The sequence below is a fragment of the Dokdonella sp. genome (genome assembly GCF_035511235.1).
Taxonomy (GTDB): Bacteria; Pseudomonadota; Gammaproteobacteria; order Xanthomonadales; family Rhodanobacteraceae; genus Dokdonella.
Genome location: NZ_DATKFQ010000023.1, coordinates 17,432 through 30,069, shown reverse-complemented (window position 1 = coordinate 30,069; position 12,638 = coordinate 17,432). Strand labels below are relative to the sequence as shown.

13 protein-coding genes and 2 pseudogenes are annotated in these 12,638 nt (G+C 67.0%); 11 read left to right on the top strand and 4 right to left on the bottom strand.

Annotated features, from left to right (window positions below):
- Positions 1–846 (top strand): RHS repeat-associated core domain-containing protein (locus VMR06_RS10725; RefSeq protein WP_325376074.1); only part of this gene is annotated, 846 nt, incomplete at its 5' end.
- Positions 847–961: 115 nt separating this feature from the next.
- Positions 962–1,213 (top strand): hypothetical protein, encoded by a 252-nt coding sequence (locus tag VMR06_RS10720; protein WP_325376072.1) that lies wholly within the window; start codon positions 962–964, stop codon positions 1,211–1,213.
- A gap of 176 nt (positions 1,214–1,389) precedes the next feature.
- Here the strand turns inward: VMR06_RS10720 and VMR06_RS10715 are convergent.
- Positions 1,390–2,056 (bottom strand): annotated as a pseudogene (locus VMR06_RS10715) (IS30 family transposase); the annotation flags it as partial.
- A gap of 194 nt (positions 2,057–2,250) precedes the next feature.
- On the opposite strand from VMR06_RS10715, the gene VMR06_RS10710 reads away from it, so the two are divergent.
- Both VMR06_RS10710 and VMR06_RS10705 read left to right on the top strand, forming a co-directional pair.
- The gene (locus VMR06_RS10710; RefSeq protein WP_325376071.1) at positions 2,251–2,715 is read left to right on the top strand and encodes a hypothetical protein; all 465 of its coding nucleotides are present in this window, start codon (positions 2,251–2,253) and stop codon (positions 2,713–2,715) included.
- A 188-nt stretch (positions 2,716–2,903) separates the two neighbouring features.
- A pseudogene (locus VMR06_RS10705) lies at positions 2,904–4,068 on the top strand (IS3 family transposase).
- A 144-nt stretch (positions 4,069–4,212) separates the two neighbouring features.
- Here the strand turns inward: VMR06_RS10705 and VMR06_RS10700 are convergent.
- On the bottom strand, positions 4,213–5,547 hold the full coding sequence (locus tag VMR06_RS10700) for a hypothetical protein (protein WP_325376069.1): 1,335 nt from the start codon (positions 5,545–5,547) through the stop codon (positions 4,213–4,215).
- Positions 5,548–5,722: 175 nt separating this feature from the next.
- Here VMR06_RS10700 and VMR06_RS10695 point away from each other — a divergent pair, with 175 nt between their 5' ends.
- The 7 genes from VMR06_RS10695 to VMR06_RS10665 all read left to right on the top strand — a co-directional run bounded on the left by VMR06_RS10695 (position 5,723) and on the right by VMR06_RS10665 (position 11,903).
- Positions 5,723–6,961 carry a winged helix-turn-helix domain-containing protein gene (locus VMR06_RS10695; RefSeq protein WP_325376067.1) on the top strand — a complete coding sequence of 413 codons (1,239 nt, stop codon included), beginning with the start codon at positions 5,723–5,725 and terminating at the stop codon, positions 6,959–6,961.
- A complete protein-coding gene (locus tag VMR06_RS10690; RefSeq protein WP_325376065.1) occupies positions 6,958–7,446 on the top strand; it encodes a DUF2127 domain-containing protein in 489 nt (162 codons plus the stop codon). The genes VMR06_RS10695 and VMR06_RS10690 overlap by 4 nt, the downstream gene beginning before the upstream one ends.
- Before the next feature lie 125 nt (positions 7,447–7,571).
- Positions 7,572–8,576, top strand: coding sequence for a DUF4124 domain-containing protein (locus VMR06_RS10685; protein ID WP_325376063.1), 1,005 nt, complete (start codon positions 7,572–7,574; stop codon positions 8,574–8,576).
- A gap of 348 nt (positions 8,577–8,924) precedes the next feature.
- Entirely contained in the window at positions 8,925–9,134 is a 210-nt protein-coding gene (locus VMR06_RS10680; RefSeq protein ID WP_325376061.1) for a cold-shock protein, read from the top strand.
- Positions 9,135–9,255: 121 nt separating this feature from the next.
- Positions 9,256–10,170, top strand: a complete 915-nt coding sequence (locus tag VMR06_RS10675) for a serine aminopeptidase domain-containing protein (RefSeq protein WP_325376059.1) — start codon at positions 9,256–9,258, stop codon at positions 10,168–10,170.
- Entirely contained in the window at positions 10,170–11,234 is a 1,065-nt protein-coding gene (locus VMR06_RS10670; protein ID WP_325376057.1) for an NADH:flavin oxidoreductase/NADH oxidase, read from the top strand. Before VMR06_RS10675 ends, VMR06_RS10670 begins: the two co-directional genes overlap by 1 nt.
- A 366-nt stretch (positions 11,235–11,600) precedes the next feature.
- Complete coding sequence (locus VMR06_RS10665; protein ID WP_325376055.1) at positions 11,601–11,903, top strand: DUF962 domain-containing protein; 303 nt, start codon at positions 11,601–11,603, stop codon at positions 11,901–11,903.
- 83 nt (positions 11,904–11,986) lie between these two features.
- Here the strand turns inward: VMR06_RS10665 and VMR06_RS10660 are convergent, their stop codons facing one another.
- Both VMR06_RS10660 and VMR06_RS10655 read right to left on the bottom strand, forming a co-directional pair.
- On the bottom strand, positions 11,987–12,370 hold the full coding sequence (locus VMR06_RS10660; RefSeq protein ID WP_325376053.1) for a hypothetical protein: 384 nt from the start codon (positions 12,368–12,370) through the stop codon (positions 11,987–11,989).
- Between the two features lie 3 nt (positions 12,371–12,373).
- Entirely contained in the window at positions 12,374–12,577 is a 204-nt protein-coding gene (locus tag VMR06_RS10655) for a DUF6116 family protein (RefSeq protein WP_325376051.1), read from the bottom strand.
- Positions 12,578–12,638: the final 61 nt, after the last annotated feature.

The window sequence follows — 12,638 nt, the reverse complement described above, 5'->3', positions numbered from 1 at the left end:
GACGCGCTGGGCAGCGTGACGCGCAAGACCGACGCCTTGGGCGTGCGGGTGCAGGACCGGGTCTACGAGCCGTTTGGCGAATCGCTGGAAGTGACGACGCGCGCACCGCAGTGGCCGCAGGGCATGGCGTATACCGGTCATGTGCTGGACAACCTGACCCGCATCACCTACGCCCAGGCGCGCTACTACGATCAGTTGATGGGTCGGTTCATGAGCGTCGATCCGGTTGCACCGGACGCGGGCAGCTTCAATCGATACTGGTATGCCAACAATAATCCCTACAACAACATCGATCCGGATGGAAGAGAAGTCTACGATTGTCGAGGCAAGTCTGATTGCGCAGGTGAAATAAAAATCGCCGATCTAAATGAAGGTGACTCGGTTATTACTAATGGAGCTACTGTCGAAGTCGGAAAGAGCCGAGTTACGGTCACACTTAACAACAAGGGACAAACTGGCGCCAATGCTGCGAGAACCGGGCCCGTGCTCGTTCCGAAGGCTCCTGCCGGAGTGAATGTGGATAAAAATATCGCGCAAGCTGGGGATATGTCGCCGTTTGAGTTCAGGAATCATGTAAAAAACAAAGGCCCTTGGGATTACAAGCAGCTGGATGGCGAATTCGAGCCTTTTGGGAACTTCAACTATGGTGCTACGGGGCGAGCCGTCGGTTTTCCGTCCTCGACGCTATTGCAAAGAGCCGGTGCTGCACAAAGCGCAGCAAGAACGTCGCGCCCCGGATGGGGCCATCACGGCGGCTGGCTGCCAGGAACCGGAAGTGGTGATAACGGCGACGATCCGATCGATCAGTTTTGGATTCAGCAGGGTATTCGATATGAAGGCAGATAGGTTCCGTTACTTGCGCGAGATTCTCGCTGTAACTTGCCTGGCCTTGGGGGCATGCTCTCCATTGCCTGACTGCGATCAGAATATCCGTGATCAGATCGTATCCCCAGATGGTTTGATGAAAGCAGCCCTGCTGGACATGCAATGCGGGGCAACTACTGCTGATGCGACTTGGGTCCTGATGACGGCGTCGAGTAAGAAGTTTGATGTGAAGAAGGATAATATTGCTGTATTTGAAGGGCGTGTGGATATTAGATGGGAAAAGAAGGATCTGGTGGTTGTCTATGGTGATTCGGTCCCATCTGTGATGATAAAAAACAAGGATCAAACCAGCATCCGATACGAAGGAGTATCGGCGCCGGCTCGATAGCTTGAATGCTCGTAAACTCCTCCCTTTGCGATCGGGTACCGGGGCGGGCGGGAGTCGCTGAAAGTGACGACCCGCGCGCCGCAGTGACCGCAGGGCAGGCTCTCAACGCCGACGCGATAAGAAAATAGATGCCCTGCTCGCCGCTTGGCTTCCAGCCGGGCGAGCGGATGGCGGTCTCAAGAAACAAGCGCAACACGTTGTGAGTGAGCAGCGATTTCCTTGCCCATCATCTCGGCCGGAGTCATTCAGCCCAGCGCCTGCCACGGCCGCCCCCTTCATCAGCTTGGCGACGTGGTTGAGTTCTTCCTGGCTGATGGGACAGGTCCAAGCCCTTGGGCATGAACTGACGCAGCAGGCCGTTGGTGTTCTCGTTGCTGCCACGCTGCCAGGGCGCATGCGGATCGGCGAACCAGATGTCGATGTTCAAGCGCTTGGACAGTTCGGCGTGGCAGGCCAGTTCGCTGCCGCGGTCATAGGTCAGGCTCTCGCGTAGGAACGCCGGCAGCTTCTTCATCTGGCGCGTGAAACCTTCCAGTGCATCCTCCGCCGTGCAGCCCTCCATTTGGCACAGCACGACGAAGCGCGTCTTGCGCTCCACCAGCATACCCACGCAGGAGCGGTTGAAGGCGCCCTTGATGAGATCCCCTTCCCAGTGTCCAGGCAGTTTGCGCTTGGCGATTTCCTCGGGCCGGTGCACGATGCAGCGCTTCCGGCACGAATCCGCCGGTCGCCGCCGTCGAGCGGCGCCGACCGCGACGCGGCTTCCCCTGCCTTCAGCGAGCCGCGCGGATACGCATAGATGGCCGCATAGATCGTCTCGTGGCTGACCTGACGAGCCGGTTCGTGGCTCGCTGGAACATTAGGCCATGAAATTGAGATTCATTCGGAGAGGCAGATGAAAATTCTGGGCCCATGGAAGGAGTATTCAGAGTATCATCGTAGAGAGCGAGAAGCTTACGATTATAATATCGGTACAGCTTGGTCGTTCGGGAACTCCGAAGAAGAAGTGGCTGAGTTTGTAAGGAGAGGCAATTCTCATGGAGGCAATTAAAGTGATTTTTTTCTTGTTAACTTTGTTGCTCACCAATGCCAGCCTGGAGGCAGCGGAACAAGAAAAACTTACGCTTCGCGCGGAAGTCGTAGATGGCATTCTGATTGCGGTGCTGAAAAATAATTCATCTAAAGCGGTTGATGTCTATGGCAATTATCAATCAATTGATCCCGAAGTGGATTCGGGTTTCTTTCTGGAGATAAAGGGCTCGCTTGGAAAGTTGAGAAATTATTGCGGAATGATCAATCAGGGGGTTCCTGAGAGATTTGCCCTAAAGTCCGGAAAAGACCTGGTTTTCTCCGTGGAAATGTGGGTGCTGGGCGCATCACATTGCCTGGAGGATAGATCTTATACTTTAAGAGTTATATATATAAATAACGCCAAGTCGACTAATAGGTCTGAATTTTATTCAAATTCAATATCTTTCAATGCAGAATTCTTCACTAATTGATCTTGTGACGTGCTCTCAGGCTGTTGATATTCACCGTTCCCCGTATAGCGTGATAGGTTGGATCGATCATAAGTTCCTGCAATGAAGCGGGTTACTGCCGGCGTTGGCGCGCTACGGCCGTGACCTGCCCGTGTTCTTCGATCCACCGTAGGCTTACCCGCTGACAGACACCGCATAAGTAGATCTTTCTGGCATCGGTTCCAAGCCAGGAGGTTCCATGCACATCCAGGTTCACCGAGACGCAGATCGTCGCGACGCTGAAGCAGGCCGATGCCGGCGTGCCCGTCAAGGACATCTGCCGCCAGATCGGTATCAGCACGGCGACGTACTACCAGTGGAAGAGCAAGTACGGAGGCCTCGAGGCCTCCGAGTTGCGGCGGATCAGAGAGCTGGAGGCCGAGAATTCGAAACTCAAGCGGATGTACGCCGAGCTCGCGCTCGACAACGCGGCCATGAAGGATCTGATCGAAAAAAAACTCTAGGGCCGGCGCGCAAGCGTGAGGCCGTGCGGTACCTGATCGAGGTGCACGCACGACCGCTGCGTCGGTCCTGTGCATGCGTCGGGCTTGCGCGCGCAGCGTGGTACGCACCACCGCTCGACTGGACGATGCACGATGCCGAGCTGATCGCGGCCATCGCACGCGTCGTCGAAGATCGACCCAGCCGAGGATTCGGGAAATGCAGCGATGTGCTGCGCAGGACGCGTCCGGCCTGGAACCCGAAAAGAATCTATCGCGTGTACAAGGCCATGCGGCTCAACCTGCGCTGCGCTGCGAAGCGCCGCCTGCCCAAGCGCGATCGTGTCGCGCTGTACGTCCCGAGGCTCCCCGACACCGTCTGGTCGGCGGACTTCACGAGCGACGCTCTGGCCTGCGGCCGGCGCTTTCGCACGTTCAACGTAGTCGACGACTTTAACCGCGAGGTGCTGCACATCGAGGTCGACACGTCGATCAATTCGCATCGCCTGGTACGCGTGTTCGAGCAACTCAAGCGCGATCACGGCTTGCCGCAAGTTGTTCGCTCCGAGCGCAAAGCCTGCCCTCGGGGCACAACGGCCCGGAATTCCTTGGCGAAGCGTTCACGAGCTGGCTCCAAGCCAACGGCGTCGCGATCCGGTACATCCAGCCCGGCAAGCCGAACCAGAACGCGTTCGTCGAATGCTTCAACCGCACCTTCCGCGAAGAAGTGCTCGACCAGCACCTATTTGCTCGGCTTGACGACGTCCGCGAAGCGACTCACTGGTGGATGATCGATTACAACGAAGAACGATCCCACGATTCACTCGGTGGCCTGACACCCGCCGAGTTCCGCAACCGACAGGCCCGAAGTTCTACTTTTGAAGTGTCTGCTTGACGGGGGAGCTTACGCACCAGCAGAGCTCGACCGCGAGGCTTCATCGGGCATGGTGATGCAGGTTCATCCGGCTCCTGGGGAGGGTTTCGTAACCCCCATCTTCCTGGATTGCCCCGGATGAAAAAAGCTACTGAGAGATCACAACTAGCCGTCGAACCCGCTGACGAACACCGGGTCGGGCCGGCTGCCGGTCAGGGCGCCGATCGTCGGCGGCGTCTCCGGCGGTCGCGCGACCGCGCCGCCCGGCAGCGGCGCCTGCCGGATCGGCGGCAGCGACAGCGGCAGCGGCGTCGGTCCCGGGAACGGCCAGGCGGCCGGACTGACCGGCGCGGCATTGCCGGCCTGGCTCAGCGGACTGTCCGGGGCCGGCCGCAGGTCGAGGGCCTGAACCGACACGAAGCCGGGCGCGCCGCCCTGGCGCGTATCGATCCATTCGGACGGCAGCTCGGTCGCGCCGAGGTCGACCCAGTTGTTCGAGCCGGCGACGCGCCGGCCCTGGCTCCAGACCGCCTCGACCGCGCGCTCGACGCGCAGCGTGCCCGACGTCGTGCGATGCAGGACGTTGTTGTGCGCCTCGACCGACTCCAGGCCGTCGAACAGGCGGAACACGGTATAGCTCGACGCGCTGCCGGTCGCCACGATCGTGTTGTTGACGATCCGGTAGCGGCCGCGGCTCTCGCCGGTGCCGTCGCCGCCCAGGCGCATGATCGCGCCGAACGAGCCGGCGTGGACGATCACGTTGCCGAGCACTTCGGAGTCCTCGCGTGCCAGCCCCACACTCCAGCCAGCCTGCTGCGTGAACTGGTCCGGGCCGATCAGCTCGATCTCGTGGTAGTAGGCGTTCTCGAACCAGTTGTAGTGGATCTCGTTGCGCTCGGCGCGGCTCTTCAGCAGATTGCCGCCGAGGCCGTCGTGCACGTAGTTGTAGCGCATCCGGAACACCGCGCCGGGGTAGGCCACCTCATCGGTCTGGATGTACAGCGCATGGCGGCCGTCGCCGCCGCCGGCGTTGCGGACCTCGCTGTATTCGAGCGTGATCGAGCCGGAATCCTGGTCGCTGGACAGGATGCCCTGGCCGGTGCAGTCGCGGACCAGCAGGTCGCGCAGCACGATCTCGGCGGCGTTGACGAACAGGCAGCGCGCGCTGCCGCCGGTGATCTCGAACCCCTCGATGACGACGTGGTTGGACAGGCGCAGCTCCAGCGTGTTGGCGCCGCCGCTCAGCACCGGGCGCTGCCCGCCGACGCGCAGTCCGCGCAGGACGATCGGTGCGGTGGCGGTGCCGGACTGGCGCAGCACGGCGCCGCCCGCGTAGGTGGTGCCGCCGTCGACCTCGACGACGTCGCCGGGCCGCAGCGTGACCGCGGCGAACAGCGCCTGCAGCGAGGCGTGCGGTCGGCCGGGTCCGACCGTATAGGTGGCCGCAGCGGCCGGAACGGCGGCGGCGAGCGCGAGAACGGCGGCGAGCAGGCGGTTCATGAACGGCGTGGATCAGGGGAGGACGGCGATAGCGTCCACGGCCCGGACCGCGCGGACTGCGATGGACTTCGCAGCTGACGCAGCCGGGGCACCGGAACGGCGCCGGCGCCGCGCTTGTCAACGCGGCGCCGCTGACGGAACCTTCACGGCTGGTTCCGCCGAATGACGCTCCCACGTGCCGATCCTCGACGCGCAACAGGCGCGACTGCTGCATCTGTCGGCCCAGGGCCTGCTCTCGACGCCGCGGCGGCGTGCCGTGGCAGCCGACGTGGTCGCGGCGATCGAGCGGATGGCCCTGCTGCAGATCGACACGATCCACGTCGTCGCGCGCAGCCCCTACCTCGTGCTTTTCTCGCGGCTCGGCGACTATCGGCCCGAATGGCTCGACGCGGCCCTGGCCGACGGCGCGATCTTCGAGTGCTGGTCGCACGAGGCCTGCTTTGCGCCGGTGTCGGACTATGCGCTGCACCGCGCCGCGCGTTCGCTGCGCGGCCATCACTGGTCGATGAAGCATGCGCTGCGGATCGCGCGCGACCACGCCGAGCCGCTGCGGCGCCTGCTCGACCACGTGCGTGCGAACGGCGCCGTCAAGGCCGCCGACTTCGAGCGGCCGCCGGGACGCGCCAGCGCCTGGTGGGGCTGGAAGGACGAGAAGCGCTGGCTGGAGGCCGCGTTCGCGCTCGGTGATCTGATGATCGCGCGGCGCGAGAACTTCCATCGCGTCTACGACCTGCCCGAGCGCGTGATCGGCCGCGTCGTGCCCGGCTGGAACGAGGCGCCGCTGCCGGCCGCCGAGGTCGAGCGGCGCCAGATCGAGACCGCGGTCAAGGCGCTCGGCATCGCGCAGGCCGGCTGGATCGCCGATTACTTCCGCAGCGGGCGCCGCCACCGCGACGCCGATCTCGACGCGGTGGTCGAGCGCGGCACGCTGCTGCGTGTCGAGGTGCGCGGCTGGGACGCCCCCGGTTACGTGCACTGCGACCGTGCCGACGAACTGGCGAAGGCGCTCGCCGGCGCGCTGCGTGCCAGCCATACCACGCTGCTGTCGCCGTTCGATCCGGTGGTCTGGGACCGCGCGCGCGCCGCGGCGATGTTCGGCTTCGACTATCGGCTGGAATGCTATCTGCCGGCCGGGCGGCGCCGCTACGGCTACTTCGTGCTGCCGATCCTGCGGCGCGGGCGCCTGTGCGGACGGCTCGACGCGAAGGCGCACCGCAGCGAGGAGACGTTCGAGGTCAAGACGATCCATCTCGAACCCGGCGTGGCCATGTCCGATGCGCTGCTGGCCGATCTGTCCGCCGCGTTGCGGCGCTGCGCGGCCTGGCACCGCACGCCGCGCGTGGTGATCGGCCGCAGCGCGCCGCGCGAACTGACGCGCGCGCTGCGTTCGCGTCTTGAGAGCGATGCCCGATGAGCGGTCGCTACGAAACCGTCGCCAGGCCCGAACTGCCGGCCGTGCTGCGCGGCATCGCGCTGTTCAAGTTCGCGAAGGCCGTGATGCTGGCCTTGCTCGGCGTGGCGTTGTGGATACTGGACGATCCGTCGACGCTGCAGCGCCTCGCGCACGCGCTGGCGCCGTTCGCGGCCGGCCACCACCTGCTCGCCGGATGGTTCGGCGCGGTGCCGGCCGCCGTCGGCGCGCACTGGCATGCGCTCGCGGCGGCCGTGACGGTCTATGCGCTGATCTTCCTGGCCGAAGGTATCGGCTTGTGGCGCGGGCGCCGCTGGGGCGCATGGCTGACGGTCGCGGTCGGTGCTTCGCTGATCCCGCTCGAGCTCTACGAGTGGGCCGGCCATCACACGGCGCTGCGCGGCGCCGTGCTGATCGTCAATGCGGCGATCATGATCTACCTGTGGCGCCTGATGCACCGGCGCCGGCGGCAGGTCCCCGCATCGTGAAGCGCATGACCGTCCTCGCCCTGCTGGCCCTCGTCGCGGGCTGCCGCGACGGCGGACCGCCGGCCGCGGACACCGGGCCCGCGCCGCCGGCTCCTGCCGTCGCGGCGGCGGAGCCGGACGCGCCCGTGGCCGCGACGCCCGCAGCGCCTGCGGACGTGGCCGCGACACCGCCGTCCGATCCAGGGACCGCGCGCATCGACCCGGGCGCGCACGGCGATACGCAGGCCGCCGACTCGGCGCGCTGCCTTGCGCGCACCGGCGATGCGGTCTCGCGCGAGGCGCAGGCGATCCATCGCTGGGTCGATGCCGCCGGCATCGTCCACTACGCCGATCGCGCGCCGCCCGGCACGGTCCGCGAGCATCGTCGCATCGCCTTGAGCGGCGTGCCGCCGATCAGCGTCGAGGCGACCGGGTACGACGTCAACCTGCCGTCCGACGTCCATGCCCGCGCGGTCGCCGACGCGGTCGCGATCGACCGCGTCCTGCGCCAGGTGTTCGAGGCCGACGGCGACGACCGCCTCGCGCTGCGCATGGTCTTCGTCGCCTCGACCGAAGCCTATGCGCGTTTCGTCGGCGAAGCGGCCCTGGCGCGCTCGGCCGGCGCCTATTCGGCGCGCGAGCGCACCGTCTACGTGCGCATGCAAGGAGATGCGGCACTGACGTTCCGCGTGCTGCGCCACGAGATCGTGCATGCCCTGGTGCACGAGCGCGTCGGCAATCTGCCGACGACGCTCAACGAAGGCCTGGCCGGCTACTTCGAGCGGTTCGAGGCGGCCGGTCAGGGCGGACGCGTCGATCTCTCCGGGCTCGGCGCGCGCCTTGCCGCAGCGGCTCCGTCGGATCCCGCAGCGGCGCTGACCGATCTGCTCGCGCTCGACGGCCCGGCCTTCTATCGCAACGAGCCCGAGCGCCGCTACGCGCAGGCGCTGGCCCTGGTCGCGGTCCTGATGCGCGACGCCGCCGGCCGTGCCGCGCTTGGCGAGGTGCTCGCGCGGCAGCGTGCCCAGGCCTGCGATCCGATTGCGATCGAGGCCGTGCTCGATGCGCGCTATCCGGGCGGCTTGGCGGCGCTGGCCGACGACCTGGCCGCCTGGATGCGCGCACCGGATACCGCTGCCCCGCACTGGTAACGCGACGGCGGGCGCTGCGCAAAATGGAAAAGTATATGAGCCGTCCCGTGCGCTCCGGTCGCACCTCGCACGCGCCTTTGCGATGCGCTAAATCCCGGAATTGAAAAGTGTTTTCGAGACCCCGTGCCGACCCGGACTTGCAATCGATTTCCTGAGCAAAAACCGTCGCTTCCGTAAAAAGTCTGGAGTAGACTCGGCGCATCGGACGGGCAGGGTGATGGACCGGATTGGCGCATGCAGCGGGCGCGATGCCCGACGTATCGCGTCCGGCGCGTCCCCCGCGATCCGGTATCGGCAGCGTCCCGATCGGATGCGATTCAAGTCAACCTGATATTCGTGGAGAGTTTCATGTCGGACCGTCAGCTCGGCACCGTCAAGTGGTTCAACGAAAGCAAAGGTTTCGGTTTCATCAGCCGCGAAAACGGCCCCGATGTGTTCGTGCATTTTCGTGCGATCAGCGGCTCGGGCTTCCGTACGCTTCAGGAAGGCCAGCGCGTGAGCTTCCGCGTCGTGCAGGGCCAGAAGGGGCTGCAAGCAGAAGACGTCACCGCCGTTTGAACGACGACCTCTTCGGGATCGCGGCCGCGCGGCGGCCGCGATCCTCTTCCCGCCGCGGCCGCCCGCTGCGCAGGCCCCTCGGCGATGACCGTTCCGGCATCGGCATTCGCGGCATTCCTGCTTGACGCTCTCCTTCGATCCGCCTGCCGGAGCGCCGTCCGGCGATCCGCGCGTCACGCCGTCGCTCGCGCGCGATGCGTCGGTCCGTGTCCGCTCCGCCGACGGCGTCGAAGCCGACCTCGCGCTCACGCTGCCGCGCGATGCGAAGGTGGGCCTGTTCTGGCTGCCGGCGCTCGGCGTGGCCGCGCGTCATTACGCGGGCTTCGCCGACGCGCTGGCGGTCCGCGGCATCGCGGTGGCGCGTCACGAATGGCGCGGTCACGGATCGAGTAGCGTGCGCGCCTCGCGCCGTTGCGACTGGTCGTATCGCGAACTGCTCGATCTCGACGTCCCCGCTGCGCTGCACGCGGCGAACGAGGCCGCGCCCGGCGTGCGCTGGGCCATCGGCGGCCACAGCCTCGGCGCGCAGCTGGCGATGCTGACCTGGCTGCGCCGTCCCTCGGATCTGCACGGGCTAGCCGTGGTCGCCGGCGGCGTGCCGTGGTGGCGCCATTTCCGCGGCGCGCAGGCGCTGGCGTTCCGCGCGGTGCTGGCGATGCTGCCGCTGCTGACCGCGGCCGCCGGCCACTTCCCGGGGCGACGGCTCGGCTTCGGCGGCCGCGAGGCGCGTGGCGTGATGCGCGACTGGGCGGCCAGCGCGGTCACCGGCCGCTATGCGAGCGCGGACGATCGGCCGGCGCCGGCTGCATCGTCGCGTCCGGTGCTCGGTATCGGCTTCGAGCGCGACGGCCTGGTTCCGCGATCGGCGCTCGAGGATCTGCTCGCCCGCACCGGCAGCCCAGTGCCGACGGTCGCCGTGCTGGGCGCGCATGACCTCGCCGGCGTGACGCCGGATCATTTTTCATGGATGCGCCGGCCCGAGCCGCTCGCGCATCGTCTGGCCGCCTGGCTGCACACTGCTTCGGAGTTCGTCTGATGTCCTCGTTGTTCTCGCCTCTGACCCTGCGCGGCATGACGCTGCGCAACCGCATCGCGGTCTCGCCGATGTGCCAGTACTCGGCCGTCGACGGCGTGCCGCAGGCCTGGCATCTGGTCCATCTGGGCAGCCGTGCCGTCGGCGGTGCCGGCCTGGTGATCACCGAGGCCACGTCGGTCGAGGCGATCGGCCGGATCTCGCCTTGGGATACCGGCATCTGGAACGAGGCCCAGGCCGAGGCCTGGCGGCCGATCGTGCGCTTCATCCGCGAGCAGGGCGCCGTCGCCGGCATCCAGCTCGCGCATGCCGGCCGCAAGGCCAGCACCGAGGCGCCGTGGCGCGGCGGCGGTCCGCTGCCGCCCGGCACCGCGCCGGGCTGGCAGACGGTCGCGCCGTCGGCACTGGCGTTCGCGCCCGGCCATCCGCTGCCGCAGGCGCTCGAAGCGGCCGAGGTTGCGGCGATCGTCGACGCGTTCCGTGCCGCGGCGCTGCGGGCGCTGGCGGTCGGGTTCGAGCTCGCCGAGATCCACGCCGCGCACGGCTATCTGCTGCACCAGTTCCTGTCTCCGCTCAGCAACCACCGCGACGACCGCTACGGCGGCAGCTTCGCCGGCCGCATTCGCCTGGTCTGCGAGGTCGTCGACGCGGTGCGCGCGGTCTGGCCCGACACGCTGCCGCTGATCGTGCGCCTGTCGGCGACCGACTGGATCGACGGCGGCTGGGACATCGAGCAGAGCGTCGCGCTGTCGCGCGAGCTGGCCGGGCGCGGCGTCGACCTCGTCGACGTGTCGTCCGGCGGTCTGGCGCCGGGCGCGTCGATTCCGGTCGGACCGGGTTACCAGGTGCCGTTCGCCGCGCGGATCCGCCGCGAGTCGGCGATCGCGACCGGCGCGGTCGGTCTGATCACCGAGCCCGAGCAGGCCGAACGCATCGTCGCCGACGGCGAGGCCGACCTGGTGCTGCTGGCGCGCGAGCTGCTGCGCGATCCGTACTGGCCGCGCCGCGCGGCCCGCGCACTGGGCGCGCCGATCGAGGCGCCCGAGCAGTATCACCGCGCCTGGTAGCGCGTCGCGGCGGTGCACCCGTCGCTCCGGCACTGCGGTCCGCTCGCGCACGGGGCGCAGTGCAGGCGCGTATCGGGTGACGGGACGCGCACCGGCCGAGCGTCCGCCGACGCCGGCACCCTGAGCGCTCGAGGCGTGCGATCCTGGCGACGGGCGGGGGCCGAGCGCGTGTGCCGGTCGATCGAATGCCGCTTGCGATCGCCCGCACGGCTGCGGTGGCCTCGCGATGGCCGGCGCGGCGCCGACCAGGACCTCGATGCCTCGCGAGCGACCGACGTGTGGACGCATCCAGGGCTCTCCTAGTGCCGTTGCGGCGATCCCGATATGCTCTCGGACGACCGTTTGTGGCGGGTCGAGGAGTCAGCCATGCGCCGCTTCGCCAGCTTCCGCGAGTTCTATCCGTTCTACCTGTCCGAGCACGCCCATCCGGTGTGCCGGCGCCTGCACTTCATCGGCAGCCTGCTGGTGCTGGCGGTGATCGCGTTCGCGCTGGCGAGCGGACGGCTGGCCTGGCTGCTGCTGGTGCCGGTGATCGGCTACGGCTTCGCCTGGATCGGCCATTTCGCGTTCGAGAAGAACCGGCCGGCGACGTTCGAGCATCCGCTCTACAGTCTGGCCGGCGACTGGGTCATGTTCTGGGACGTGCTGCGCGGGCGCGTCCGTCTCTGATCGTGGCGCGGCGCGGCGCATATCTCGCCGGATCGGCAGCACCTCGCCTCGTGTGGCCGTCGCTGCGGCCGGGATAAAGCGCTTCAGCGGTAGTCGCGGTGGCAGTCGTCGCAGGCGTTCTCGACCGCGGTCAGCGCCGTGGCCTGCGCCGGGCACGCAGCGGCTGCGGTCGCTTCGGCGATGCGTGCGCGCAGACTGTCGGCGTAACGCCTGAAGACGCGCTCGTCCTCGCCGCCGGGCAGGAAGGCCGGTTCCAGATCGGCGGCGAGCAGGCCGAGCAGGCGCAGCCGTGACTCGTTGCCGGCGCAGTCGCCGGCCGCCGTCGCACGCGCCGTGCCGAGCGCATGCTTCATGACGTTCATCATCGCCCGCGGATAGGTATCGCGCGGCCGCGTCAGGGCCATCGCCATCAACGCGCAGAGCAGGCCGACGAACAGGCCGACGCCGACGCAAGCCAGATAGCGCATCGCTCAGCCACCCTGCGGCAGGCGCGGGCGGCGGCGCAGATTGGCCAGCAGCAGGCTGGCCAGGCCGAGCAGGATCTCGTCGATGAACGGGATGAAATCCGGAATCAGCACGTCGGCCACGAACAGCGCGATCGTCAGCAGCGCCAGACGCGGAAAGCGCAGATCCTGCGCCCAGCGCAGCAGACGGCGGGTCAGGGGATTGGGCATCGGCGGCTCCGCGGCGAACGAGGCGCTACGATGGGACCGGCGACCGTCGCGTGCAAGAGGC

Coding starts and splice junctions, on each gene's coding strand:
- VMR06_RS10720 (WP_325376072.1), top strand. CDS start 962: ATGAAAGCAGCCCTGCTGGACATGCAATGCGGGGCAACTACTGCTGAT.
- VMR06_RS10710 (WP_325376071.1), top strand. CDS start 2,251: ATGGAGGCAATTAAAGTGATTTTTTTCTTGTTAACTTTGTTGCTCACC.
- VMR06_RS10700 (WP_325376069.1), bottom strand. CDS start 5,547: ATGAACCGCCTGCTCGCCGCCGTTCTCGCGCTCGCCGCCGCCGTTCCG.
- VMR06_RS10690 (WP_325376065.1), top strand. CDS start 6,958: ATGAGCGGTCGCTACGAAACCGTCGCCAGGCCCGAACTGCCGGCCGTG.
- VMR06_RS10680 (WP_325376061.1), top strand. CDS start 8,925: ATGTCGGACCGTCAGCTCGGCACCGTCAAGTGGTTCAACGAAAGCAAA.
- VMR06_RS10670 (WP_325376057.1), top strand. CDS start 10,170: ATGTCCTCGTTGTTCTCGCCTCTGACCCTGCGCGGCATGACGCTGCGC.
- VMR06_RS10665 (WP_325376055.1), top strand. CDS start 11,601: ATGCGCCGCTTCGCCAGCTTCCGCGAGTTCTATCCGTTCTACCTGTCC.
- VMR06_RS10660 (WP_325376053.1), bottom strand. CDS start 12,370: ATGCGCTATCTGGCTTGCGTCGGCGTCGGCCTGTTCGTCGGCCTGCTC.
- VMR06_RS10655 (WP_325376051.1), bottom strand. CDS start 12,577: ATGCCCAATCCCCTGACCCGCCGTCTGCTGCGCTGGGCGCAGGATCTG.